The organism is Croceicoccus ponticola, assembly GCF_004004515.1.
GTDB classification, from domain to species: Bacteria; Pseudomonadota; Alphaproteobacteria; order Sphingomonadales; family Sphingomonadaceae; genus Croceicoccus; species Croceicoccus ponticola.
This window is the reverse complement of record NZ_RXOL01000003.1, coordinates 123,708-145,137: the sequence shown is the minus strand read 5'-3', so window position 1 is coordinate 145,137 and position 21,430 is coordinate 123,708. Positions and strand designations below refer to the sequence as shown.

General features: G+C 64.3%; 26 protein-coding genes. 13 read left to right on the top strand and 13 right to left on the bottom strand.

Annotated features, from left to right (window positions below; all coding sequences use genetic code 11):
* The first annotated feature begins 13 nt into the window (after positions 1–13).
* Complete coding sequence (locus tag EKN06_RS08705) at positions 14–1,564, top strand: MFS transporter (protein ID WP_127612521.1); 1,551 nt, start codon at positions 14–16, stop codon at positions 1,562–1,564.
* Here EKN06_RS08705 and EKN06_RS08700 read toward each other — a convergent pair.
* Positions 1,546–2,070: a GNAT family N-acetyltransferase gene (locus EKN06_RS08700; protein ID WP_164844006.1), complete on the bottom strand. Its 525-nt coding sequence runs from the start codon at positions 2,068–2,070 to the stop codon at positions 1,546–1,548. The two genes, EKN06_RS08705 and EKN06_RS08700, sit on opposite strands and share 19 nt — an antisense overlap.
* Positions 2,067–2,798, bottom strand: a complete 732-nt coding sequence (locus EKN06_RS08695) for an NAD-dependent deacylase (RefSeq protein WP_420810783.1) — start codon at positions 2,796–2,798, stop codon at positions 2,067–2,069. The genes EKN06_RS08700 and EKN06_RS08695 overlap by 4 nt, the downstream gene beginning before the upstream one ends.
* A 37-nt stretch (positions 2,799–2,835) precedes the next feature.
* On the opposite strand from EKN06_RS08695, the gene dapB reads away from it, so the two are divergent.
* Positions 2,836–3,567: a 4-hydroxy-tetrahydrodipicolinate reductase gene (gene dapB, locus EKN06_RS08690; protein ID WP_127612519.1), complete on the top strand. Its 732-nt coding sequence runs from the start codon at positions 2,836–2,838 to the stop codon at positions 3,565–3,567.
* Positions 3,568–3,587: 20 nt separating this feature from the next.
* Positions 3,588–4,241 (top strand): endonuclease III, encoded by a 654-nt coding sequence (nth, locus tag EKN06_RS08685; protein WP_127612518.1) that lies wholly within the window; start codon positions 3,588–3,590, stop codon positions 4,239–4,241.
* A gap of 15 nt (positions 4,242–4,256) precedes the next feature.
* Here the strand turns inward: nth and EKN06_RS08680 are convergent, their stop codons facing one another.
* The 5 genes from EKN06_RS08680 to EKN06_RS08665 form a co-directional block, all read right to left on the bottom strand.
* Positions 4,257–5,630, bottom strand: coding sequence for a dicarboxylate/amino acid:cation symporter (locus EKN06_RS08680; protein ID WP_127612517.1), 1,374 nt, complete (start codon positions 5,628–5,630; stop codon positions 4,257–4,259).
* Between the two features lie 46 nt (positions 5,631–5,676).
* Positions 5,677–6,798 (bottom strand): succinyl-diaminopimelate desuccinylase, encoded by a 1,122-nt coding sequence (dapE, locus tag EKN06_RS08675; protein ID WP_164844023.1) that lies wholly within the window; start codon positions 6,796–6,798, stop codon positions 5,677–5,679.
* A gap of 143 nt (positions 6,799–6,941) precedes the next feature.
* Positions 6,942–7,079: a hypothetical protein gene (locus tag EKN06_RS15655; RefSeq protein WP_164844005.1), complete on the bottom strand. Its 138-nt coding sequence runs from the start codon at positions 7,077–7,079 to the stop codon at positions 6,942–6,944.
* Positions 7,080–7,159: 80 nt separating this feature from the next.
* A complete protein-coding gene (locus tag EKN06_RS08670; protein WP_127612515.1) occupies positions 7,160–8,299 on the bottom strand; it encodes a M14 family metallopeptidase in 1,140 nt (379 codons plus the stop codon).
* A gap of 13 nt (positions 8,300–8,312) precedes the next feature.
* A complete protein-coding gene (locus tag EKN06_RS08665; protein ID WP_127612514.1) occupies positions 8,313–8,906 on the bottom strand; it encodes a DUF4136 domain-containing protein in 594 nt (197 codons plus the stop codon).
* 170 nt (positions 8,907–9,076) lie between these two features.
* On the opposite strand from EKN06_RS08665, the gene galE reads away from it, so the two are divergent.
* From galE to EKN06_RS08635, 6 genes are all read left to right on the top strand, one after another.
* On the top strand, positions 9,077–10,090 hold the full coding sequence (gene galE / locus EKN06_RS08660; RefSeq protein WP_127612513.1) for a UDP-glucose 4-epimerase GalE: 1,014 nt from the start codon (positions 9,077–9,079) through the stop codon (positions 10,088–10,090).
* A 113-nt stretch (positions 10,091–10,203) separates the two neighbouring features.
* Positions 10,204–10,329, top strand: coding sequence for a type B 50S ribosomal protein L36 (gene ykgO / locus EKN06_RS08655; RefSeq protein WP_066763420.1), 126 nt, complete (start codon positions 10,204–10,206; stop codon positions 10,327–10,329).
* A 102-nt stretch (positions 10,330–10,431) separates the two neighbouring features.
* Complete coding sequence (locus tag EKN06_RS08650) at positions 10,432–11,043, top strand: HAD family hydrolase (RefSeq protein ID WP_127612512.1); 612 nt, start codon at positions 10,432–10,434, stop codon at positions 11,041–11,043.
* Positions 11,044–11,066: 23 nt separating this feature from the next.
* On the top strand, positions 11,067–11,627 hold the full coding sequence (locus tag EKN06_RS08645) for a (2Fe-2S)-binding protein (RefSeq protein WP_127612511.1): 561 nt from the start codon (positions 11,067–11,069) through the stop codon (positions 11,625–11,627).
* A 16-nt stretch (positions 11,628–11,643) separates the two neighbouring features.
* Positions 11,644–11,988, top strand: a complete 345-nt coding sequence (arsC, locus tag EKN06_RS08640) for an arsenate reductase (glutaredoxin) (protein WP_127612510.1) — start codon at positions 11,644–11,646, stop codon at positions 11,986–11,988.
* 103 nt (positions 11,989–12,091) lie between these two features.
* Complete coding sequence (locus EKN06_RS08635) at positions 12,092–12,793, top strand: class I SAM-dependent methyltransferase (protein ID WP_240654697.1); 702 nt, start codon at positions 12,092–12,094, stop codon at positions 12,791–12,793.
* Here EKN06_RS08635 and EKN06_RS08630 read toward each other — a convergent pair.
* Positions 12,790–13,614, bottom strand: a complete 825-nt coding sequence (locus EKN06_RS08630; protein ID WP_164844004.1) for a glycerophosphoryl diester phosphodiesterase membrane domain-containing protein — start codon at positions 13,612–13,614, stop codon at positions 12,790–12,792. The genes EKN06_RS08635 and EKN06_RS08630 overlap by 4 nt on opposite strands.
* 42 nt (positions 13,615–13,656) lie before the next feature.
* On the opposite strand from EKN06_RS08630, the gene lipB reads away from it, so the two are divergent.
* The 3 genes from lipB to EKN06_RS08615 are packed head-to-tail and all read left to right on the top strand — an operon-like array spanning position 13,657 to position 15,646.
* The gene (lipB, locus tag EKN06_RS08625; RefSeq protein WP_420810786.1) at positions 13,657–14,355 is read left to right on the top strand and encodes a lipoyl(octanoyl) transferase LipB; all 699 of its coding nucleotides are present in this window, start codon (positions 13,657–13,659) and stop codon (positions 14,353–14,355) included.
* A gap of 23 nt (positions 14,356–14,378) precedes the next feature.
* Positions 14,379–14,717 (top strand): hypothetical protein, encoded by a 339-nt coding sequence (locus EKN06_RS08620; protein ID WP_127612508.1) that lies wholly within the window; start codon positions 14,379–14,381, stop codon positions 14,715–14,717.
* Positions 14,718–14,746: 29 nt separating this feature from the next.
* Positions 14,747–15,646, top strand: coding sequence for a DMT family transporter (locus EKN06_RS08615; protein ID WP_127612507.1), 900 nt, complete (start codon positions 14,747–14,749; stop codon positions 15,644–15,646).
* Here EKN06_RS08615 and EKN06_RS08610 read toward each other — a convergent pair.
* From EKN06_RS08610 to EKN06_RS08590, 5 genes are all read right to left on the bottom strand, one after another.
* A complete protein-coding gene (locus EKN06_RS08610) occupies positions 15,643–17,010 on the bottom strand; it encodes a DUF2254 domain-containing protein (protein ID WP_127612506.1) in 1,368 nt (455 codons plus the stop codon). The two genes, EKN06_RS08615 and EKN06_RS08610, sit on opposite strands and share 4 nt — an antisense overlap.
* Before the next feature lie 118 nt (positions 17,011–17,128).
* Positions 17,129–18,118 (bottom strand): quinolinate synthase NadA, encoded by a 990-nt coding sequence (nadA, locus tag EKN06_RS08605; protein WP_127612505.1) that lies wholly within the window; start codon positions 18,116–18,118, stop codon positions 17,129–17,131.
* 76 nt (positions 18,119–18,194) lie between these two features.
* The gene (locus tag EKN06_RS08600) at positions 18,195–18,968 is read right to left on the bottom strand and encodes a hypothetical protein (protein WP_127612504.1); all 774 of its coding nucleotides are present in this window, start codon (positions 18,966–18,968) and stop codon (positions 18,195–18,197) included.
* An 80-nt stretch (positions 18,969–19,048) separates the two neighbouring features.
* Positions 19,049–19,963 (bottom strand): MBL fold metallo-hydrolase, encoded by a 915-nt coding sequence (locus EKN06_RS08595; protein ID WP_127612503.1) that lies wholly within the window; start codon positions 19,961–19,963, stop codon positions 19,049–19,051.
* A 72-nt stretch (positions 19,964–20,035) separates the two neighbouring features.
* The gene (locus EKN06_RS08590; protein WP_127612712.1) at positions 20,036–20,800 is read right to left on the bottom strand and encodes a HesA/MoeB/ThiF family protein; all 765 of its coding nucleotides are present in this window, start codon (positions 20,798–20,800) and stop codon (positions 20,036–20,038) included.
* A gap of 313 nt (positions 20,801–21,113) precedes the next feature.
* On the opposite strand from EKN06_RS08590, the gene rpsT reads away from it, so the two are divergent.
* Positions 21,114–21,374, top strand: coding sequence for a 30S ribosomal protein S20 (gene rpsT, locus EKN06_RS08585; protein WP_127612502.1), 261 nt, complete (start codon positions 21,114–21,116; stop codon positions 21,372–21,374).
* Positions 21,375–21,430 lie beyond the last annotated feature (56 nt).

The window sequence follows — 21,430 nt, the reverse complement described above, 5'->3', positions numbered from 1 at the left end:
TGTTGCGCCAACGATGACGCTTCGGGGTCAGCCGGCGTTGTTCTGGGCCGGATGCGCGGCGATCGTCGCGGGCGCTATCCTGCACGTGCCGATGCTGGCCATGGGCTATGGCATGGGCGGCGGTGCCGTTGGCATCCGCCTTGTCGGCATGCCGATGGATGGGTGGATGACGGCGGGCATGGCGCTGATTGCGCTCGGCCTGCCGCTGGCGCTCGTCGGGGCCATGCCGCGCCGGATCGTCCATGCCGACGATCTTGGCAACACGGTGTACGAAGCTGCCGATGATGCCCCGCTTACTTCGCGCCACGCGCTGGTCGTCGGCGTGCTGTTGCTGGGCCTCATCATCGATACGATGAAACCCGCGACGCTGGGTTTCGTGCTGCCCGGCGTTCGCGATGAATACGGCATCGATGCCGATACCGCCGCACTGCTGCCTTTCGTGGCGCTGACGGGCACCACGGTGGGATCGCTGCTCTGGGGATGGTTGGCCGACATCTGCGGGCGCAGGACCTCCATCCTGCTCTCGACGGTCCTCTTCGTGGCGACTTCGCTGTGTGGGGCGATGCCGGACTTTTCGTGGAACCTCGTCATGTGCTTTGCCATGGGCGCGTCGGCGGGCGGAATGCTGCCCGTGGTTTATGCCTTGCTGGCCGAAATCATGCCGCCAAGGCACCGCAGCTGGGTGCTGGTCCTGATCGGAGGGGTCGGCTCGGTTGGCGGCTATCTTGCGGCCAGCGGTGCGGCATGGCTGCTTGAACCGCTGTTCGGCTGGCGCAGCCTGTGGCTCCTTGGCATGCCCACCGGGCTGCTGCTTTTGGCCTTGGCGCGGTGGATTCCCGAATCGCCGCGATTTCTGCTGGCACAAGGTCGCAAGGCCGAACTGGATCGGCTCGTCCGCGATTTCCGCTTTATCGCCCGCACGATTGCGCCAGATGCTGCCGATGCCGTCGCGGTAACGAAGCCGCGCCGTCGACTTGGCGGCGCTCTGGTCCTGACCGCGCTGGGGTGGAGCGTGGTGACTTTCGGTCTGTTGCTCTGGCTGCCCAGCGACTTGCGCGCGCGCGGCTTCGACCCGGCGGTGGCCAGCGCGATGCTGGCCAGTTCTGCGCTGATCGCTTTGCCGACGGTGGTGGCGGCGGCGCTTCTCTACAGCCGGTGGTCGAGCAAGGGGACGGTCGTGCTATTGGTCCTGTTGATGCTGGCCGGGCTGGGCGGGGCATTGCTGCCTGCCTCGACGCTGTCGTCCGCTGCCGCGCTCACGGCGGTCATCGCGCTGCTCGTCGTGGGCAGCAACGGACTGATCGCCGTGCTGCTGCCTTATACGGCGGAAAACTATCCGCTTGGTATTCGGGGTCGGGCAACCGGGCTGGTTGCGGGAAGCAGCAAGTTCGGAGGCATGGCGGTTCAGGGCCTTGCGCTTTTCGGTCTTGTCCCGACGTTGGCAGGGGCCGCGCCACTGCTCATCGTGCCGGTCGCGGTTTCGGCCTTGCTCGTTTCCGCATGGGGCCGCGAATCGCGCGGCCGCAGCCTGCGCGATCTGGAGGGTCAGGCCATTCGGTCGTAGATCAGGATCGACGACCCGTCTGGCAGTGTTCCGATTTCCCGCTGTTCGAAGCCCAGCTTGCCAGCCAGGCGGTTGGATGCCGCATTGTCCGCATCGATGATGCACATTATGCGGGCGGGCCCGTGATCGCGTGCGAACAGGTCGATCGCGGCGCGCATCGCTTCTGTCGCATACCCCTTGCCCTCATGCTCGGCAGCGATGATCCAGCCCGCTTCGGGCATGTCGTCGAACCTGTCGCCCAGCCCACGGCGGCTGTGGAATATGCCGCACGACCCGATGACGGGCGCCTTGCCCCTTTCGCGAACGGTCAGCCCGCCATAGCCATAGATCATCCAGCTTCCGGCCTGACGCAGGAAGCGGGCGTGATTGTCGTCTACGGTCGGGTTGGCGCCAAGGAAGCGGCGCGTATGTTCTTGCATGACGATCGCGATCGTCTGGTCGATGTCGCCACGCTGCGGGTGCCACAATTCCAGCCGTTCGGTGACGATGACGGGCTGCCCTGTCATGCCAGTATTTCGTCCACCCATTCGGGCACGATCCTGCCCGCCGGGCCCAATCGGGTTTCGTCGAACCAGTGCGAGCCCTGGCTGCGATCGAGATTGAGTTCGAGCGTCCTTGCGCCAAGTTCGTTGGCGTTGCGCACAAAGCCCGCGGCGGGATAGACCGCGCCCGACGTGCCGATGGACACGAACAGGTCCGCGTCGCGCAGCGCGGCAAAGATGCGATCCATTTCGTACGGCATTTCCCCGAACCACACGACGTCGGGCCGCAGCGCAGGTTCGCCGCATCGCGGACAGGCAGGCCGTTCGATCAGCGTGCCGGTCCAGCGGCTGCGCACATCGCACGCGGTGCACCATGCGTTGAGATGTTCGCCATGCATGTGCAGCACGCGGCGGGCGCCGGCGCGTTCGTGCAGGTCGTCGACGTTCTGGGTAACGATGAGAAGCTGGCCTTCCCACTCCTTGTCCAGCCGCGCCAGCGCATGGTGCGCGGGGTTGGGCTTCTTGGTCTGGATCGCCTCGCGCCGCATGTCATAGAAGCGGAGCACGAGATCGGGATCGCGCGCGAACGCTTCGGGCGTGGCGACATCTTCGACCCGGTGCTGTTCCCACAGCCCGCCGCGACCGTCATTCGCATCGCGAAAGGTGTCGATGCCGCTTTCCGCCGAAACGCCCGCGCCGGTCAGGATCACGATGTTGCGGATTGGATTGCGATCTATCGGCATGTCGCCCATGAAGCACGCCCGAATGGAAGGGTAAAGGCAGCACGACATGGCACGCATCGGAATCGTCGGATCGGAAGGGCGCATGGGCCACGCGCTGGCGCAGGCGATCGAGGCATCAGGGCACGATGTTGCAGGCGGCGTCGATCGCGGGCACGGCGATATCGCGCAGCTTGCGGCCAAAAGCGACGCACTGGTCGATTTCTCCTCTCCCCTCGCGCTTCAGGCGACACTGGACTCGGCAATAGCTGCGGGCATCCCGGTATTGATCGGCACGACGGGGCTGGAGGCGGAGCAGCACGCAGCCATCGACCGCGCGGCAAACCGGATCGCGGTCCTGCAGACCGGCAATACCTCGCTTGGCGTGACAATGCTGGCGCACTTGGTGCGCGAGGCGGCTGCCCGGCTGGGCGACGATTGGGATATCGAGATCGTCGAGATGCATCACCGCATGAAAGTCGACGCGCCATCGGGTACCGCGCTACTTTTGGGAGAGGCTGCGGCGCAGGGCCGCGGCATCGACCTTGCCGGGCACAGCGAGCGCGGCCGCGACGGCATTACCGGCAAGCGCGCGGACGGCGCGATCGGTTTCGCATCGCTTCGCGGCGGCACCGTGGCGGGCGAGCACACTGTCTATTTCGCAGGACCTGAAGAACGCATCGCCATGACGCATCTGGCCGAAAACCGCATGATCTTCGCACGCGGCGCGGTGAAGGGGCTGGGCTGGCTGATCGGGAAGGCGCCGGGCCGTTATACCATGCCGCAGGTGCTGGGGCTGTAGGTGCCGGTAGCCCCAAGGCCATGACCAAAGATCAGATATTCGAATTCTTCCGCCTGTTGGCAGAGGATAACCCCGACCCGCAGACCGAGCTGGAATACGGCAACGCCTATCAGCTTGTCGTCGCGGTGGCGCTGTCGGCGCAGGCGACCGATGTCGGCGTAAACAAGGCGACGCGTGCGCTGTTCGCTAAGGTGAAGACCCCGCAGCAGATGTTAGAACTGGGCGAAGAAGGGCTGCGCGAACATATCAAGACGATCGGCCTGTTCAATTCCAAGGCCAAGAACGTGATCGCGCTGTCGCGGTTGCTGGTCGACGAATACGGCGGCAAAGTGCCGGACAGCCGCGAGGAACTGGTCAAGTTGCCCGGCGTCGGACGAAAAACGGCGAACGTGGTGCTCAACTGCTGGTTCGGGCAGGAAACATTCGCGGTCGACACCCACATCTTTCGCGTCGGCAACCGCACCGGCCTAGCCAAGGGCAAGACGCCTGAACAGGTCGAGGCCAAGCTGGAAAAACGGGTGCCCGCGCCATTCCGTCTGGGCGCGCATCACTGGCTGATCCTGCACGGGCGTTACGTCTGCAAGGCGCGGACGCCCGAATGCTGGCGCTGTCCGGTCGTGGACCTGTGCAGCTTTAAAAAGAAGGTGCTGGAGAAGCCGAAGGGCCGCGTCTGAGCCGGAAGCGCGCTCCTAGACGGCCAGATACGCTCCTGCCGCAGGCTCCGTTTCTTCTGCCCCGGCGCCGGCGCTGATCACGGTGGCGGCGACCAGATCGCCCACGACGTTCAGTGTGGTTCGGCACATGTCGAGGAAGCGGTCGACGCCCAGGATCAGCCCGATCCCTTCGGGCGGGACGCCGACCCCGCCCATGATCAGCGCGATCACCGGCAGCGACCCGCCAGGCACGCCCGCGGTGCCGATGCCGGCAAGAATGCAGATCAGCATGACGAAGGCCTGCTGCCCCAGATCGAGCTCGACCCCGAAGAACTGGGCGAGGAACAGGACCGTGACCCCTTCGAACATCGCGGTGCCGTTCTGATTGGCCGTCGCGCCGATGGTGAGCACGAAGCGGGAGATGCGCGGCGGCAGGCGCAGTTCGTTTTCGGCGACCCGCAACGCGGTGGGCAGCGTGGCATTCGAACTGGCGGTCGAAAACGCCATGACGCTTGCCTCGCGCGTCTCGCGGAAGAACGCGACGGGGCTTTTGCGGGCGAGGAATTTGAGCAGGAGCGGGAAGACGCCGAACATCTGGATGCCCAGCGCGAGCAGCACGACACCGACAAACGCCGCCAGCTTGGCCAGAAGATCCCAGCCGAACTGCGCCGACAGGTTGAACATGAAACAGAAGATCGCGATCGGCGCGAGGCGGATGACCAGCCCGATAAGGCGCATCGCCACTTCAAAGACGCCCTCTATCGCGGATTTCAGCATGGCGGTGCGCGGCGTTTGCACCAGAAGCAGTCCGATGCCGAAGAACAGCGCGAAGAACATGACTGCCAGAATGTCGTTTTCGCTCATCGCCGTGACGATGTTGCTGGGCACGATCGCCAGCACTTGCTCTACCCCGGCCTTCGATTCGGCCGACGCTTCGACAATGCTGGCAGCGCCTGCCGCGCCCTGTGCCAGCAAATCGTTCGCCGCGGCGCGGTCCACCCCATCGCCGGGGCGCAGGATATTCACCGCCGCCAGCGAGATGACGACCGCGATGGAAGACACGATGACGGTATAGATGAGAGTGCGGATGCCGACGCGCCGCAACGACCGAATCTCGCCCATTTCGGCAATCCCGACGACAAGCGCGGCAAAAAGCAGCGGGATGACCAGCATGAACAGCAGGCGCAGGAAAATCTGGCCGACCGGGCCGGTGATGTATGTGACGACGAAATCCACCCAAGGCGCGCCGGGCGCGAAAGTATAGGCCACCAGCCCGGCGACCAGACCGACGATGAAGCCGATCAGGATCTGCCATTGCAGTCGGCGGTGGTGCGCGCTGCTATCGGCGGCGGGGGTCACTGAAACTGCGACAGGTGCGTGAGCGGCGGCGGGCTGCTGTTGATCGATCATGGCGCCTTGTGGCAGCGCGATGCTCCATTACGCAAGCGTTGCCAGACTATTGGGCCAGCGCGGCCTCTGCCACGCGCCGGTAAATCCGGGCCAGCACATCCAGATCGGCGACGGCGACCGCCTCGTCCCGCTTGTGCATCGTGGCGTTATTCAGGCCGAATTCGATGACCGGGCACAGGTTTTTCAGGAACCGGGCGTCGGACGTCCCGCCGCTCGTCGACAGTTCAGGTTCGATGCCGGTTTCGGCGCGGATGGCGTCGGACAGCATTGTCGAAAACGCGCCCGGGGCGGTCAGGAACGGTTCGCCCGATATGACCGGTTTGGACCAGCCGCCGTGCTTTTTGGCGACTTCGGTCACCATGCGCGACAGGCTTTCGCCCGAATGCAGGTCGTTGAAGCGGATCGAGACGCGCGCCTCCGCCTTGGTCGGGATCACGTTGTGCGCGGGGTTGCCGATGTGGATCTCGGTTATTTCGAGGTTGGAGGGCTGGAACCAGTCGGTGCCTTCGTCGAGCACCAGTGCATCAAGTTCCGCCAGCATCCGCACCAGCTTTGGCGCGGGATTGTCGGCAAGGTGTGGATAGGCAACGTGTCCCTGCACACCGTCGACGCCGAGGAAGATGTTCACCGAACCGCGCCGACCGATCTTCATCATGTCGCCCAGCCGGTTGACGCTGGTGGGTTCGCCGACAAGGCACAGGTCCGGCGTCAGTCCGCGCGCGGCCATGTGCTCCATCAAGGCGACCGTGCCATGGCGGGCGGGGCCTTCCTCGTCGCCGGTGATGATGAAGCTGACCGTTCCGGCGTCCGTCGGCAATTCCGCCATCGCCGCGATCATGCAGGCGATCGAACCCTTCATGTCCACCGCGCCGCGCCCGTACAGCAGGTCCCCGCGGATTTCCGGCTCGAACGCCTCGCTCGTCCAGCCTTCGCCCGGCGGCACGACATCGAGATGCCCGGCAAATGCGAAATGCCGCGAACCTTCGGGTCCCTTGCGCACGGCCAGCAGGTTTTCGACCGGACCGTCCGGGGCATCGCCGTCGATCGTGCGCAGGACATCGAAGCCCAGCGGTGCGAGCATTCCCTCCATCGCATCGAACACGCTGCCGGTGGCGGGCGTGACGCTGGGACAGGCGATCAGCCGGCGCGCCAGATCGAGCGGGGCCATCGAGCGGGCCGAGTCGGGGGACGAATTGTCGGAAGAATGGGTCACGGACATGGCCGCGCGTTAGCCCAGCGCGGCGTCGCTTGCAAAACCGTAAATGTCGAGAGAGTTAGGCAAGACCGGAAGACCCGATCAGAATGGCCAGATCAGAAAGGAAGCCCGGGACCGGCCATGATGACCGCGAGGGCCGAGCCGGTGACGATCGCAAAGCGGGCTGCATTCAACATCGTCTGACCACGATGGTTGATCGAATGGGTTACAGCGCGGGCGATTTTTTGAGCCATGAATCCCTTATGGACCCAAATTCCTACCAAGTTCTTAATGAACCGATCTGCGGCCTAATGCGATGGCGAAAGTCGGTGCGTCAGCCGCGGGGATCGCGCCCCGCCAGCCAGTCACCGATCGCGGTAAGGCAGGCGCGGCCCAGCGCCTTCGACCGTTCCGGGCTCCACGCCGCGGCGGCATCTGGTGCGTCGTCATGATCCTTGAACGGCATTTCCAGCGTCATTGCGGCGCAGCCAAACCGATGCGCGACCTGGTTGGTAGACATCGACAGGTTGCCCCTGCCCGGGGAGGAGACGGGATAGCCCTTTGCCGTCTGGAAATCGGGCGTCGCGGCCAGCAATAACGCGAGGTAGCGGTGATAATCGTCGAGCTGTGCAGGTGTCAGGCCGGGTATGCCTTCGAACCCGGCGATGAAAACGTGGGGGATCGCCTCATCCCCGTGGGCGTCCATGGCGAAATCAACGCCGATTTCGTCCATCGCATTGCGGATGGCGAGCACTTCGGGCGAAGCTTCGGTGCTCGGTTCGTGCCATTCGCGATTGAGGTTCACGCCCCGCGCGTTGGTGCGCAAGTGACCGCGACGCGATCCGTCGGGGTTGCAGTTGGGGACGAGATGAAATGTTGCCGCATCGCGCAAGCCCCCGGCGACCGGATCGGCCAGCATTTCCAGCGCGCCTTCCATCCACCATTCGGCCATCGATTCGCCCGGGTGCTGCCGGGCATAAAGCCAGACGTGCCGGGGCCCCGTTCCGGTTTCGAGGCAGTCGATCGGCTGCCCTTCGATGCTGTGGCCCAACACGCGGTGGCGCATCCCCGGCGTGTTCGCGATGCGGGTGACCAGATCGTGGTGCCGTTCCATCGAATAGGGCGCGAAATAGGCGAACCATGCCACATCGCCCGCAGGCCGGAACCGGATCGTCAGCGTGCCGTCGTCGCGGCTTGCGTCCCAATCGCTGTCCGCGCGCAACCAGCGTTGGCGGTCTTCGGAAACGCAGGCGCGATAGCCGGGCCACCCGCCGGGATAGGCGCTGCGGTTGAGGCCGGTGATATTCAGCACCAGCGGTCGCCCGGCGGCGCCCGAGACGCGGAAATGGAACCACTGAAAGAAATCGCTGTCACGGTCTTTCCGGATCGTCAGCACGGCTTCGGCCCCGTCCGCCCGGACAAGTTCGATGTTGCCGCTATCGAAAGCGGAGTCGATGCGAATCGTGGTGCCCATGTGTCTTGCGGTCTTACTTCACTTCAAAGGTTTCACCAGACTTGCCGGGAAAATCGACGAACAGCGCTTCGGCCAGATGCGGCGCTGCCAATTGCGTTTCGGCCAGCGGAGAGCCTGCCTTGACGCCGAATTCGGCGCGGCCTTCCCAAATCGGTTCGCCGGTTACGCGCTGGCGAATGACGACAGCCAGTTCGGTCATGACCTGTTCCATGGGCTTGCCTGAAAGATCGATGCCGACGCCAAGGCCAACGCCCGAACCGTAGCTGCCGGTCGAACCGCCGACACCGACGCTGACCGGCCCGCCTTCGCGCACCGGCTGCACCACGCCGCGGCGCAGGCGCACTTCGGCGACCTGGCTGCCCTGGCCCGTTGCGGCTTCGGTATAACCCAACCTGACCAGTTCGCGCGCCACAGCCGCACGATAGCTGGCGAGTTCGAGCGAATCGGCGTCCATGCCCGGTGCCGCTTCGATCGCGATCGCGCCGCGACCCAGCAGCGATGCCTTTTCCGGCGCGTTGAAACGGGTGACCTGAACCGGGCCGGGCGGCGTGGCACAGGCGGAAAGCGTGAGCGCCAATGCTGCGATCAAGGGCATTCTTGCGGACATGATGAAGCCTCCGGCCGAAGGATTCGGCGCTACTGTTCTGAAAAATGGGGAAATCTGTGCCCGAAAGCAAGGGTGCGGGGTCAGATGAAGCAGGCCAAGGTTTACCGCGGAGCGCCAAAGCGTTTAGGCCTGACACGACAATCCACAGTCGAAAGGGAATTTTGCAGGCCATGAAAGCACCGGTTCTGGTCACGGGCGGGGCGGGATACATCGGCAGCCACGCGGTCCTCGCGCTGAAGGATCGCGGCTGGCCCGTCGCGGTGATCGACAACCTGTCGACCGGGTTCGAATGGGCGATTCCCGACGGCGTACCGCTTTATCGCGGCGACATCGCGGATGCCGATCTGCTGGCGCGCGTCTTCGCCGAACAAGGGACGCAGGCGATCCTGCATTTCGCCGGATCGATCATCGTGCCCGAATCGGTCGACAACCCGCTGAAGTATTACGAGAACAACACCGCCAAGAGCCGCACACTGATGGAAGCGGCGGTCAACGGCGGCATCGCTCATTTCATCTTTTCGTCCACCGCCACCGTCTATGGCGAACCGGACCTGAAGCCGTTGACGGAGGATGATCCGCTCGTGCCGGTGAACCCCTATGGCATGAGCAAACTGATGACCGAGCGCATCCTTGCCGATGTCAGCCGGGCGCACCCGATGAACCATTGCGTCCTGCGTTACTTCAACGTGGCGGGTGCGGACCCGCGCGCACGGTCCGGGCAGTCGACGGCGGGCGCGACGCATCTGATCAAGGTCGCGGTCGAGGCGGCGTTGGGAAAGCGGCACGGGGTCGCGGTGTTCGGCGACGATTATGCGACGCCCGACGGTACCGGCGTGCGCGACTATATCCACGTGTCCGACCTTGCCGAAGCGCACGTGCTGGCGTTGGAGGCTTTGATCGAACGGCCCGATCGCAGCCTGACGATGAACGCCGGGTATGGCCGGGGGTTTTCGGTGCTGGAAGTGTTGGACGCCGTGGATCGCGTGGTGGGGCAGCCGGTCCCGCGCCGGACCGAACCGCGCCGTCCGGGCGATGTCCCCAGTCTGGTTTCCGACAACAGCCGCATCATGGCGACCGTCCCGTGGCAGCCGCGCCATGCCGATCTGGAAGAGATCATCGGCCATGCGCTGGCATGGGAAAAAAAGCTTACGGGAATTCGCGCCAAGGGGGGCGATCCGGCCTGAAACGCTTGACTCGGTCGGGGCAGCGCCCTAACGGCCCAGCCTTGATTTTGACGGGATGCGCGCCATCTGGCGATTGCTGCCCGATACCCACGATTTACCGACGGATCAGACAGATGAAAATTCGCAACAGCCTCAAGTCGCTCAAGAACCGCCACCGCGACAACCGCGTGATCCGCCGTCGTGGCCGCACTTACGTCATCAACAAGACGAACCGTCGCTTCAAAGCGCGTCAGGGCTGATTCGGCCCGAAGCTGAATCGGGGCGCCGCTCGCGGCGCCCGTTCCGCTTTTGAGCATAAGCGCCGCCCGGGTAACCGGCGCGGCGTTTTCGCGTTGGAGGGCATGATGATCGATACCGTTGTCTTCGACGTGGGCCGCGTCCTCTATCGCTGGGACCTCAGGCACCTGTTCGGCAAGCTGATCGACGATCCGCAGGAGCTGGAATGGTTCGTGTCGAACGTTGTCACCGAAGCGTGGCATTTCGAACATGATGCGGGCCGCGACCTTCAGGACATGGTCGCCGAAAAGCAGCAGGCCTTTCCCGACCACGCCCATCTGATCGAAGCGTACGCTACCCGCTTCAACGAATCGATTCCCGGCCCCGTGCCCGGCAGTCTCGAACTGGTCGAACGGCTGGACGAAGCGGGCGTGCCGCTGTTTGCCATCACCAATTTCGCCGACGCCTTCTGGCTGCCGTTCCGCCGGACCCAGCCGATTTTCGACCGGTTCCGCGACATTGTCGTTTCGGGCACGGAAAAGCTGGCGAAACCGGGTCGCGCGATCTTCGATCTGGCACAGGAACGCTTTGGCATCGATCCGGCCACGACGCTGTTCGTGGACGACAATGCCGCCAATATCGCAGCCGCCGCCGACGTTGGCTGGCAGGTCCATCATTTCCAAAATGCCGACGCGCTCGAAGCAGACCTCGTCGCACGGGGATTGCTGGCTTCCTGAGCTTGCCCTAGACAGCGCCCGCGATGACCCGCCTTACCGTCAACGACCGCCCCGTGCACTTCCTCATGGATGGCGATACCCCGCTGTTGTGGGCGCTGCGCGATGCGGCGAACCTGACGGGCGCGAAATACGGCTGTGGCAACGGCGATTGCGGTGCCTGTACCGTCATCATCGACGGCGAAGGCATTCGTTCATGCCTTGTCACCTTGGCCGAGGTTGAGGGGCGATATGTCACCACGATCGAGGCCTTGTCCGGCGACCGGTCGCACCCCTTGCAGCAGGCGATGGTGGCCGAAGGCGCGATCCAGTGCGGGTTCTGCACCCCCGGTTTCGTGATGGCGGGCGCGGCCTTGCTAGCCAAGAACCCGCGCGCCAACCGGGACGAGATTGCAGCGGCCATCCCCAATTTGTGCCCATGCGGCGCGGGTCCCCGCATCGTGCGCGCGATCGAACGCGCAGGCCGGGCGATCCGCAGCCGCGAACGGCTGGACAGCTTGCCGGTGCCGGGTCTCGACCCCGCGCAGGCCGCTCTCGACGTACCCGCGCTCGAGGCTGAGCCAGAACCCGCCAAGACCGAAGATTGAAGACGGAGAGCGAGCTATGAAAGCCACCATCTGGCACAATCCGAAGTGCGGCACATCGCGCAAGACGCTGGCAATCCTTGAGGAAACGCCGGGCGTCGAGGTCGAGGTTATCGAATACCTCAAAACGCCGCCGACCGCTGCCAAGCTGGCTCAGCTTTACAAGGATGCGGGGCTGACGCCGCAGCAGGGATTGCGCACCCGCGGCACCGATGCCGAAGAACGCGGCCTGCCCGATGCCGACGATGCCACCGTGCTTTCCGCCATGGCGGCAGAGCCGATACTAATCGAACGACCGCTTGTCGAAACCGACAAGGGCGTGCGGCTTTGCCGACCGCAGGAGAAGGTCCACGAAATCCTTTGAGACGGACCGCAACCGGACAAGTCTCTGTGCGGCCTTGCAAACCGTCCGAGCATTTGCCACGTCCCACGCCTTCAGGCGGGATTGAAACGAGGTATTCCACCTAATGACCGGGACTGAACTGGCGCAAGAGACATCGGCGCATAAGGCAAAAGGCGGCATCGGGCGTTCGCTCGGCCCCTGGGGTGTTTTCTTCAAGGGCTTCGTCCAGCACCCGGTGATGGTCGGTTCGATCATCCCGTCATCGCGTTATACCATCGCCAAGATGCTCGGCCCCGTTGATTGGGACCGATGCCGCCTGTTCGTCGAATACGGCCCCGGCGTCGGCACGTTCTGCCAACCGGTGCTGGACAAGTTGCGCCGCGACGGTGCGTTGATCGTGATCGACACCAACCCGCTCTATATCGACTATCTTCAGCGCACGATCACCGACCCGCGCTTTACCGCCGTGCTGGGTTCCGCCGCCGATGTGGAAGAGATCGTGGGTGCGAACGGCCATGACGGTGCCGATTACGTGCTTTCGGGCCTGCCGTTTTCAACACTGCCCGATGGTGTCGGCCCGCAGATCGTCGATTCGACCCATCGCGTCCTGCGCGACGGCGGGGCGTTCCTCGTCTACCAGTTCTCGAACAAGGCGCGCGATTTCATGGCGCGGCGCTTCACGCGCATTTCATCGGGGTTCGAGATGCTGAACGTCCTGCCATGCAAGCTGTTCTGGGGGTGGAAAGATCCATCGCCCGCCGCCGTAGCAGATGCGTGCCGCGTGACAGAGGCCGATCCTGCGACAATGGCGGGAACCCCGGCCTAACCGGCCAATTGGCGATAGACGGCGACGATCACCGCGCTCCACACCATGATCAGCGCGGCCGATACGAACCCTTCTATCAGGCCGACGATAGCGCCACCCGTTTCCTGACCCAGCGCTGCGATCAGTATCGTGCCGGGCACCGCCGTCGCCACGATGGAAATGACCAGCGCGGCCACCACGAACAGCATCAGGAAAAACAGGATTCGCGCACCCTTTCCCGCGGTCAGCGCCCAACTGCGGCGCAATGCCTCGAACGGGTTGCGCGACTGTTCCGCAGCGATGACGGGAGCCAGGACCAGCGTCCGGATGTTGATCCACAGCGCAGCGGCCATGATCGGCACGATCGCGATTGCCGCGCCGCCCTGACCGCCCACAAGCGTCAACGGCACCATCACCATCAGCGCGAACAGAACGATGCCGGCCATCAGCACCAGCGTCGCCGCGACATAGGCGGGCAGACATTGCAATGCGCGGCGGATCGCGTCGCCCACAGTGGGTCGCGCCCGATCGGCCAGCAGGACGACGATTGCGATCAAGCCCGTCGCCTGCATCAAGGTGGCCAGCACGATCAGCGGCCACCACTGGCCGAAGATGGCGATAGCTGCCTTGGCTGCGGCCTCTCCTTCCAGATCGGGTCGCACTTCTGGCAGCAGCGCATTCATCAGTACCTGCGGCACAAGGAAGAATAGCCCGGCAAGCACCGTCAGGATCTGTCGGTTGGCCTTTAGCAAGGACATCGCGTCGTTCCACGCGCGGGCAGCCTCGAAACGGGTGTTGCGATTGCCCGGTGCGGGCGGGGGCACATGGTCCTGTTCGTTCATCGCTCTTGATTGGCACGCCATTTGCCGCCACGCAACGTGACCATGACGACAGGCACCCTGCCAGATACGGAAAAGCCGGTGATGATTGCCGAAGGCGTCGAATTGCGGCGCGAGCGCGGCCTCATCCCCTATCGCGACGCGCTCACCGCGATGGAAGTGCGCAACGCGGCGATCCGCGAAGGGACGCAGCCCGATCTCGTCTGGCTGCTCGAACATCCGCCAGTTTATACGGCGGGGACCAGTGCCAAGGCGGCGGACCTGCTTGACCCGCGATTCGATGTCGTGACCGCGGGGCGGGGCGGCGAATATACCTATCACGGGCCGGGGCAGCGAATCGGCTATGTCCTGATCGATCTCAACCGCCGCGCGCGCGACGTGCGCGGTTACGTCCACGCGCTCGAAGGGTGGGTCATCGATTCGCTGGCCGATTTCGGAGTCGAAAGCTGGCGGGCCGAAGGTCGCATCGGCATCTGGACGCGCGACATCGACGGGCGGGAGGCGAAGATCGGCGCGATCGGCGTGCGCGTCCGGCGTTGGGTCACCATGCACGGGTTTTCGGTGAACCTGTCGCCGGACCTGTCGCACTTTACCGGTATCGTCCCGTGCGGCATTTCCGAATATGGCGTGACGAGCATGCAGCGGCTTGGCCACGACGTGGCGGTGGCGGATTGGGATGCCGCGCTGATGCGCCATGCCGATGCGTTTTTCGAACGGCTGGGCATGCCATGCCCGACGACGTGAATTCTGTTAGGACCCATCACGATATGCGTTTTGCCCGGACCATCCCGTTTCTTGCCCCCGCGCTTTTGCTGGCGATGTCGGCCTGTGGCGACGCGCCTGATGCCGGCTCAGATTCGCGCAATGCTGATGGCGAAGTGATCGAAGGCTCGATCAGCGATGCCATGATCCCGCTCGACCAGTTGCGCTCTCAGGGCGAACGGCTCGAACCCACCGATGCGGCCGTCGAAGGCGAAGGCGCCGCGGCCAATGCTGACGGCCCGCCGGAAGCAGGCGAGGCGGACGTTGCCGGCGATGGTGGGGCGGATGCAGCGCCGGTTGCGTCGTCGCAAGCTCCGCAGCAGGCAGAACCGGACGAAGGCTGACCGCGCAAGCGTCGCCCGATCGACCACCCATGACAACATCGCAACCACACGCCGGCGCGTGGCGCTTCGGCTTGCTCCTGCTCGGCAATGCCGCGCTGGCGTCTGGGCCGCTGCTCGTGCGGCTGGCCGATACCGGACCGGTTGCGGCCGGATTCTGGCGGCTGGCGCTGGCGCTGCCGCTGATTGCTTTTCTCGCATGGCGCGAAGGTGGGCGGGAAAAGCAGCCGGGCCGCATGGTGGTCTGGCTGGCGCTGGGCGCCGGCGTGGCATTTGGGTTGGATGTCGCGAGCTGGCATCTGGGCATCGAACGAACGCGGCTCGGCAATGCGGCTCTGTTCGGCAATGCGGGCAGCGTGATCCTCATCGCCTGGGGCCTGATGCTGGCCCGCCGCGCACCGTTCAGGGCAGAGGTTGCCGCCATTGGCGCAGCCCTTGGCGGGGCGGCGCTGCTGATGGGCGGATCGCTGGAAATCAGCCCGCGCAACTTTACCGGTGACCTGCTCAGCCTTTTGGCCGGGATTCTTTATGCCGTATACATCCTGATGCTGCGGCATATCCGAACTGGCATGGGATCGTGGCGGTTGCTGACCGTATCATCGCTATCGGCCACGCCGGTCCTGCTGATCTGCGCGCTGATGTTGGGCGAGACCATCCTGCCGCGCGAGTGGACGCCCTTGCTGATGCTGGCGCTGTGCAGTCAGGTCGTAGGGCAGGGCGTGCTGGTTTGGGCGCTGGCCTGGTTTCGCCCGCTGGTCATCGGGCTGGCGCTGTTGACGCAACCGGCGATTGCGGCGTTGAGCGGTTGGCTGGCGTTCGGCGAAACGCTGGCGCCGGGCGACGTGCTTGGCATGGCCTTGATGGCGGCCGCGCTGGTGCTGGCTCGCGTGGCAGAGCCAAAGGTGGCCAACACCGAGAGCGTCAAAGTCTAGGCGGCTGCGATGCGTGCCACATCGCGTTGAAATGTGCGGTGCCGTTCGTGCACTTCGACAAGATCGGGGCCGGTGAGGGCCCCGGCACACTGATCCATCAACCGATCGGCTTCTTGCGCCAGCACCGCCATCCGGTCCGCGCCGCGAACCGAGATCGCACAATTGTACAGCGAATCGAAAAGGGCGAGCGTCGCCTTGCGGCTGCTGGCAACGGCCGAACGGGCAGAGCCGAACCCGGTCGCGACATAATCGGCGAAATCGGAATGGAGCGGAAACACGCGGCTCTTGTCCTGCTTGTCCACATCGGTGGGCGACACGCGCAATTCGCGCTGCCCCAGTTCCGCCGTCGCGGCGCCCAGCCAGTGCAATGCGGTCATCGCGGTGAACGGATCGTTGATGCCAGGCGACAATGCCCGCAGTGCGATTTCGACCAGTTCGTCGATCAGAAAGCGCAGATCCTGTTGGGGGGTGCGCAGACCGCTGACCACGAAACAGCCGCGCATATCGTCAGCACGCTTCTCCGCAGTATCGACTTCATCCGGATCGCTGTCATCGGCCTTGCCGCCGCAGAACTGCGCCAGCGGCATCGCGGGATGAACGAAATCGCCCGCTTCGCGCAGCAGCACGATCTGGCCGTCATGCCGCGCAGCGATTGCTTCGAGGCCCGCGAAGTCGATGACTTCGATATATCCGCTGTCTCGCGCGATCACCGGGCTTCCTTGCGGCCGTTCGACGCGGGTGATGGCGACGGATTCGGTCGGAAAGCGGTCGCGCACTTGTTCGATCAGCCGACGACCGATCTGTTCGAGCACCTTGTTGATGCGGATCGAGGACGGAATGTGGTTGAGAAAAAAGACCAGCACGCCGATCGACACGAGCATCAGCCCCGTCGCGACCAGCAGCGACAGTTGCGGCACGAACCCCGGCAAGTCGCTGGACAAGGCATCGCGGATCGTCGTCGCGCGCTCGTCCTCCCCCCTCACGACGCGGAGCACCATGGTGGCGTAAAGAAACGTGCCGATAAAGGTCGCGAGCGAAAGCTGGTTGCCGCGATCTTCCATGAAATTGGTGAGCAGGCGCGGGCCATACGTGCCGCTGGCATAGGCGACGGCGGCGATGGTGATGGAAAATACGGTGGCGGCGACGCCGATCATCGATCCGGCGATGACCTGAAGCATCGTATTGGCCCCGCCGGGCCGAGCGGGCGCGATGGCGCTGTTGGCCGATAGCCATTCCGCTGCGCCGCTGCGATCAAGGTGGATGGTGAACAGCGACAGCGCGAAAGCGAGGACGCAGAATGTAGCCGGCCAGAACCAGTAACTGGCATTGATCCGGTTCCAAAGAGGGAGAAGCCGCGCGGTCATCCGCAATTCAACGCGTCGTGACCGCAATGGTGCCAATTACGCGAGTGGTTCTTCGCCCAGCGCGCCTGAAGTCGACGGAGTTGCGCGATCATCTGCGCCGGGTGTCGGGCGCAAGCGATCACGCCCGGCCCAGATCGCCCTTGCCTATCGTGCCCGACGCCATCTCGATCATTTTGTCGAGGCTCTTCTTCGCGGCGAGACGCAGACCCTCCTCAATTTCGATCCGCGGTTCTAAATCGCGCAGCGCGATATAGAGCTTCTCCATCGTGTTGAGCGCCATGTACGGGCAGATATTGCAGTTACAGTTGCCGTCAGCACCCGGTGCGCCGATGAACGTCTTTTCGGGCAGCGCCTTTTCCATCTGGTGGATGATGTGCGGTTCGGTCGCCACGATCAGCGTGTCGCCCGGCATCGTCTTCGCGTATTGCAGGATGCCGCTGGTCGACCCGACATAATCGGCGTGGTCAACGATCTGCGGCGGGCATTCGGGATGCGCCGCAATCGGCGCGTCAGGATGCTGCGCCTTCAGCTTGAGCAGTTCGGTTTCCGAAAATGCTTCGTGCACGATGCACACGCCCGGCCACAACAGCATGTCGCGATCGAACTTGCGATTGAGATAACCGCCAAGATGCCGGTCGGGGCCGAAGATGATCTTCTGATCCTTGGGGATCTGCTGCAGGATCGTTTCCGCGCTGGACGACGTGACGATCACGTCCGACAGCGCTTTCACCTCTGTCGAGCAGTTGATGTAGGTCAGCGCGATGTGATCGGGATGGGCTTCGCGGAACGCCTTGAACTTTTCTGGCGGACAGGAATCTTCAAGGCTGCACCCGGCATCGAGATCGGGCAGCACGACGATCTTGTCCGGCGACAGGATCTTTGCCGTGTCGGCCATGAACTTCACGCCGCAGAACGCGATAACTTCGGCATCGGTGGCCGCGGCCTTCTTCGAGAGTTCGAGCGAATCGCCCACAAAGTCGGCAATATCCTGCAATTCCGGGCGCTGGTAATAATGCGCGAGGATGACCGCATTGCGCTCTTTGCGCAGGCGTTCGATTTCGGCGCGCAGATCAAGGCCGGAAAGGTTTTCGCGTGTCAGGGCGGTCATCGATATCTCCGTCGTGTGAGCGCGAGATGGCCTGCCAGCCCTTCGACTTCAAGCCATTAAGACCGTAATCGGCCGATTACATGGCAAAGCCCGGCGGCAAGAACGCTTCCATCGGGCGCGCCGATCCCGGCGTTCCGGCCAGGAGCTGTTCGGTCAATGCGATGCCCAAGGGGGAGTAGGCGATAATGTCGGCGGCAACTTGCGCCAACAGCACGACCCCTACGGACCAGAACCATGCCGGGTGGACGCGGCCCTTCCGGATCTTGTCGTGGATCATGCCGGCCACCGGGAACATCATGATGGCCAGCAACATCAGGTGCCACGCATGCGGGATGGCCAGTGGCAGGGGAATCAACCGGCCAAGCCCCGGGCCGGTCAGCACCGCATAGCCACCGATGAGCAACCGGCGATGCCAACCGGCATGGCGGCGCACTTTCAGCGCCCAATAAGTCAACCCGGCGAAGCACAGCAGGTGCAGGGGGTTGGAAAACAGGAACTGGTTCTGGTCGAAGAAGAACGGCCCACCGGTGCGGCGCATGACGGTGATGGACATGACGATGCCCATGACGACCATCAACGGAACCCAGGCGAACGCGACCATGCCCAGGCGCCGATGCAAGTGGACATTGTTGCGGTCGATCAGAAAGGCTTGCGCCATGAACAGGGCGACCCAGCCAAAGAAGACCACTGCATGCAGATGGTAGACAAGCGGTACCGCAAAAGTGGATCGGCCCAGCGCGAGATTGAGCGCAAAGCCTGCCACGATGCACAGCGACATGACGGTGGACAGCACAAAGAAAAAACGCCGCTCGGCATCGTGAGCCGATCGCGCGCCGAAGGTCGTTGCCATGGCAGTTTTGTCCTATCCCCCACGCTGTCCCGACAATTGCGGACAAGCGGGCCGATATTACTATGTCCCAGGCCCGGGAGCTAGGGGCTAGGAGATAGGGGCTGGCGAAGTTCGCCGGAAAGCCGCCAGCCGCCATCGAACCGCGTGACACGGTCGCGCAGTTCGAGATCGATGAGATGGGCGAGCACCGATTGTCCCGCCGCGCCGACCAGCCGTTCGTCTAGGCCGACGTACATCTTGCGCACCAGGTCGGGGATCGCCTGAGGCGCGTCCCCAAGATGGCGCAGAATCTGACGTTCGCGCTGGCGACGATGGCCGATCATGCCCCGCACCAGCTGCCGGGGATTGTCGACCGCGGGACCGTGCGCCGGATAGTAGATGCGGTCTTCCCGTTCGTAGAGCAGATCCATCGACGCCATGTACGCAGCCATGTCGCCATCGGGCGGTGCGACGACCGTCGTCGACCAGCCCATGACGTGATCGCCGGTGAACAGCGCGCCGGTTTCCTCCAGCGCGTAGCACAAGTGATTGGACGTATGACCCGGCGTCGCAACCGCCCGCAGGGTCCAGCCTTCGCCCGCGATGGTTTCGCCGTCGGACAGGACGCGGTTTGGCGCATAGCTCTGATCGAAGGGGGCGTCGGCGCGGGGCATGTCGCTTTCGATCACCAGCGGCGCGCAACCGATGATCGGCGCGCCGGTAATTTCGGCCAGCGGCGCGGCGGCGGGCGAATGGTCGCGGTGCGTATGCGTGCAGGCGATGGCGACGACCCGTGCATCGCCGATTTCCGCGACCAGCGCCGCGATATGTTCGGGATCGTCGGGGCCGGGGTCGATCACCGCCAGTTCGGTGGCAGTCCCGACCAGATAAGTTTGCGTGCCGGTATAAGTGAAGGGAGAGGCGTTTCCGGCCAGCACGCGGCGGACCAGAGGCTCCAGCCTTTCGCAGGTTTCGGGCGCGGGCATCTCAGGCTCTGTGCTGTCGGTTTCGGCCATGGTGGGGGCGGTATGACGATGGCGACGGCCCTTGTCGAGCAGGGACGTGTCGAGCAGGGACGACGCCTGAGCTCAGCCCCCGCAGGCGCGGCAGGTCGGATCCTTGGCGACGGCGATCGTGCGCATAGCGGGCTTCAACCCGTCGAGCAGCAGCAGCTTGCCCCATTGCGGATCGCCCAGATCGGCCACACCGTCGAGCAGCACGCGCAATGCCTGCATAACGCCAAGCGTCGATGCCATCCCGACAAAGGCGCCCAGCACACCCTGATCAGCGCAGGTGTCGCAATCTTCGGCATCGAAGGCATCGCCGACCCAGCAGCGATAACAGGCCTGATCCGGCAGATGCCCCGCAAAGTTGGCGACCTGTCCCTGGAACCGCCCGACCGCAACGGTCGTCAGCGGCACCCTGCTTGCGACACAGGCATCGGACACCGCCAACCGCGTCGCGAAATTGTCGCTGCCGTCGAGCACGAGATCATGGCCCGCGATCAGTCCGGCGGCATTGTCGGCATCGATACGTACGTTGCGCGGCACGACGTTGATCGCAGGGTCGAAGCGGCGGACCCAATCGGCGGCGCGCTCCGCCTTGGATGCGGCGATATCGGCCTGGTTGAAGATCGTCTGGCGCTGCAGGTTACTGGCGTCGACATCGTCGCAATCGGCCACGGTAATGCGCCCGATGCCGGCGGCGGCGAGATATTGCAGGGCGGGCGATCCCACCCCGCCCGCGCCGATCAGCATGACCGACGACGACGCCAGCCGCACTTGTCCTGTCCCGCCTATTTCGGGCAAGACGATATGACGAGCGAAACGGTCTAGCCTGTCGGGGGTAAGCATGGTCACGCCTTGCCCCGCAATCGCCCGCCGGGCAAGAGGCGGCGAGCGAGCCGGTGGCCAAGGCTGCGCGCGCAAGCGGCGGACATGCCGGTCACGTCGCTCGCGCGACGCTTGCTTGACGATTCGCGCTTCGGTCGCTATGCGCCGCGCTTTCTTGTGGGGGTGTGCCGGGAACGGCATCGTCTGCATGGGTTTTTCCGCATCCCAACGGCCTCGCCGATGCCATCGCATGGCGCCGGTCCGGTTCGGGACGCAGACTGAGCTTTTGGATAATCACGCGCCGCCGCATGGGTGGCAGAATTAAGGATCGAGCATGGCCAATACGCCGCAAGCCCGCAAGCGCATCCGCCGCAATGAGCGTCGCGCCGAAATCAACGGCAACCGCATCACGCGCATTCGCACTTTCGTGAAGAAGGTCGAATCGGCGATCGAAAGCGGCGACAAGGACGCAGCCAAGTCGGCGCTCAGCGCAGCGCAGCCCGAACTGGATCGCGGCGTGGCACGTGGCGTGATGCACAAGAACACCGCGTCGCGTAAGCTGTCGCGTCTTTCGAAGCGCGTCGCCGCACTTTGATCGCCTGATCGAATCGCTTGCATGCCCCCGACGCGGGGTGTGCGAGGGTGATTCTC

What these genes read in the sequence shown, in the direction of transcription:
- EKN06_RS15655 (WP_164844005.1), bottom strand. Translation starts at nt 7,079, where the DNA reads ATGGCTCAAAAAATCGCCCGCGCTGTAACCCATTCGATCAACCATCGT.
- EKN06_RS08650 (WP_127612512.1), top strand. Translation starts at nt 10,432, where the DNA reads ATGATGATCGATACCGTTGTCTTCGACGTGGGCCGCGTCCTCTATCGC.
- dapE (WP_164844023.1), bottom strand. Translation starts at nt 6,798, where the DNA reads ATGGCCCCGCTCGATCTGGCGCGCCGGCTGATCGCCTGTCCCAGCGTC.
- EKN06_RS08670 (WP_127612515.1), bottom strand. Translation starts at nt 8,299, where the DNA reads ATGGGCACCACGATTCGCATCGACTCCGCTTTCGATAGCGGCAACATC.
- EKN06_RS08680 (WP_127612517.1), bottom strand. Translation starts at nt 5,630, where the DNA reads ATGATCGATCAACAGCAGCCCGCCGCCGCTCACGCACCTGTCGCAGTT.
- ykgO (WP_066763420.1), top strand. Translation starts at nt 10,204, where the DNA reads ATGAAAATTCGCAACAGCCTCAAGTCGCTCAAGAACCGCCACCGCGAC.
- EKN06_RS08700 (WP_164844006.1), bottom strand. Translation starts at nt 2,070, where the DNA reads ATGACAGGGCAGCCCGTCATCGTCACCGAACGGCTGGAATTGTGGCAC.
- EKN06_RS08705 (WP_127612521.1), top strand. Translation starts at nt 14, where the DNA reads ATGACGCTTCGGGGTCAGCCGGCGTTGTTCTGGGCCGGATGCGCGGCG.
- galE (WP_127612513.1), top strand. Translation starts at nt 9,077, where the DNA reads ATGAAAGCACCGGTTCTGGTCACGGGCGGGGCGGGATACATCGGCAGC.
- EKN06_RS08630 (WP_164844004.1), bottom strand. Translation starts at nt 13,614, where the DNA reads ATGAACGAACAGGACCATGTGCCCCCGCCCGCACCGGGCAATCGCAAC.
- dapB (WP_127612519.1), top strand. Translation starts at nt 2,836, where the DNA reads ATGGCACGCATCGGAATCGTCGGATCGGAAGGGCGCATGGGCCACGCG.
- EKN06_RS08645 (WP_127612511.1), top strand. Translation starts at nt 11,067, where the DNA reads ATGACCCGCCTTACCGTCAACGACCGCCCCGTGCACTTCCTCATGGAT.
- nth (WP_127612518.1), top strand. Translation starts at nt 3,588, where the DNA reads ATGACCAAAGATCAGATATTCGAATTCTTCCGCCTGTTGGCAGAGGAT.
- EKN06_RS08635 (WP_240654697.1), top strand. Translation starts at nt 12,092, where the DNA reads ATGACCGGGACTGAACTGGCGCAAGAGACATCGGCGCATAAGGCAAAA.
- EKN06_RS08590 (WP_127612712.1), bottom strand. Translation starts at nt 20,800, where the DNA reads ATGCTTACCCCCGACAGGCTAGACCGTTTCGCTCGTCATATCGTCTTG.
- EKN06_RS08610 (WP_127612506.1), bottom strand. Translation starts at nt 17,010, where the DNA reads ATGACCGCGCGGCTTCTCCCTCTTTGGAACCGGATCAATGCCAGTTAC.
- EKN06_RS08595 (WP_127612503.1), bottom strand. Translation starts at nt 19,963, where the DNA reads ATGGCCGAAACCGACAGCACAGAGCCTGAGATGCCCGCGCCCGAAACC.
- EKN06_RS08620 (WP_127612508.1), top strand. Translation starts at nt 14,379, where the DNA reads ATGCGTTTTGCCCGGACCATCCCGTTTCTTGCCCCCGCGCTTTTGCTG.
- EKN06_RS08665 (WP_127612514.1), bottom strand. Translation starts at nt 8,906, where the DNA reads ATGTCCGCAAGAATGCCCTTGATCGCAGCATTGGCGCTCACGCTTTCC.
- EKN06_RS08695 (WP_420810783.1), bottom strand. Translation starts at nt 2,798, where the DNA reads ATGGGCGACATGCCGATAGATCGCAATCCAATCCGCAACATCGTGATC.
- EKN06_RS08600 (WP_127612504.1), bottom strand. Translation starts at nt 18,968, where the DNA reads ATGGCAACGACCTTCGGCGCGCGATCGGCTCACGATGCCGAGCGGCGT.
- nadA (WP_127612505.1), bottom strand. Translation starts at nt 18,118, where the DNA reads ATGACCGCCCTGACACGCGAAAACCTTTCCGGCCTTGATCTGCGCGCC.
- arsC (WP_127612510.1), top strand. Translation starts at nt 11,644, where the DNA reads ATGAAAGCCACCATCTGGCACAATCCGAAGTGCGGCACATCGCGCAAG.
- lipB (WP_420810786.1), top strand. Translation starts at nt 13,657, where the DNA reads ATGACGACAGGCACCCTGCCAGATACGGAAAAGCCGGTGATGATTGCC.
- EKN06_RS08615 (WP_127612507.1), top strand. Translation starts at nt 14,747, where the DNA reads ATGACAACATCGCAACCACACGCCGGCGCGTGGCGCTTCGGCTTGCTC.
- rpsT (WP_127612502.1), top strand. Translation starts at nt 21,114, where the DNA reads ATGGCCAATACGCCGCAAGCCCGCAAGCGCATCCGCCGCAATGAGCGT.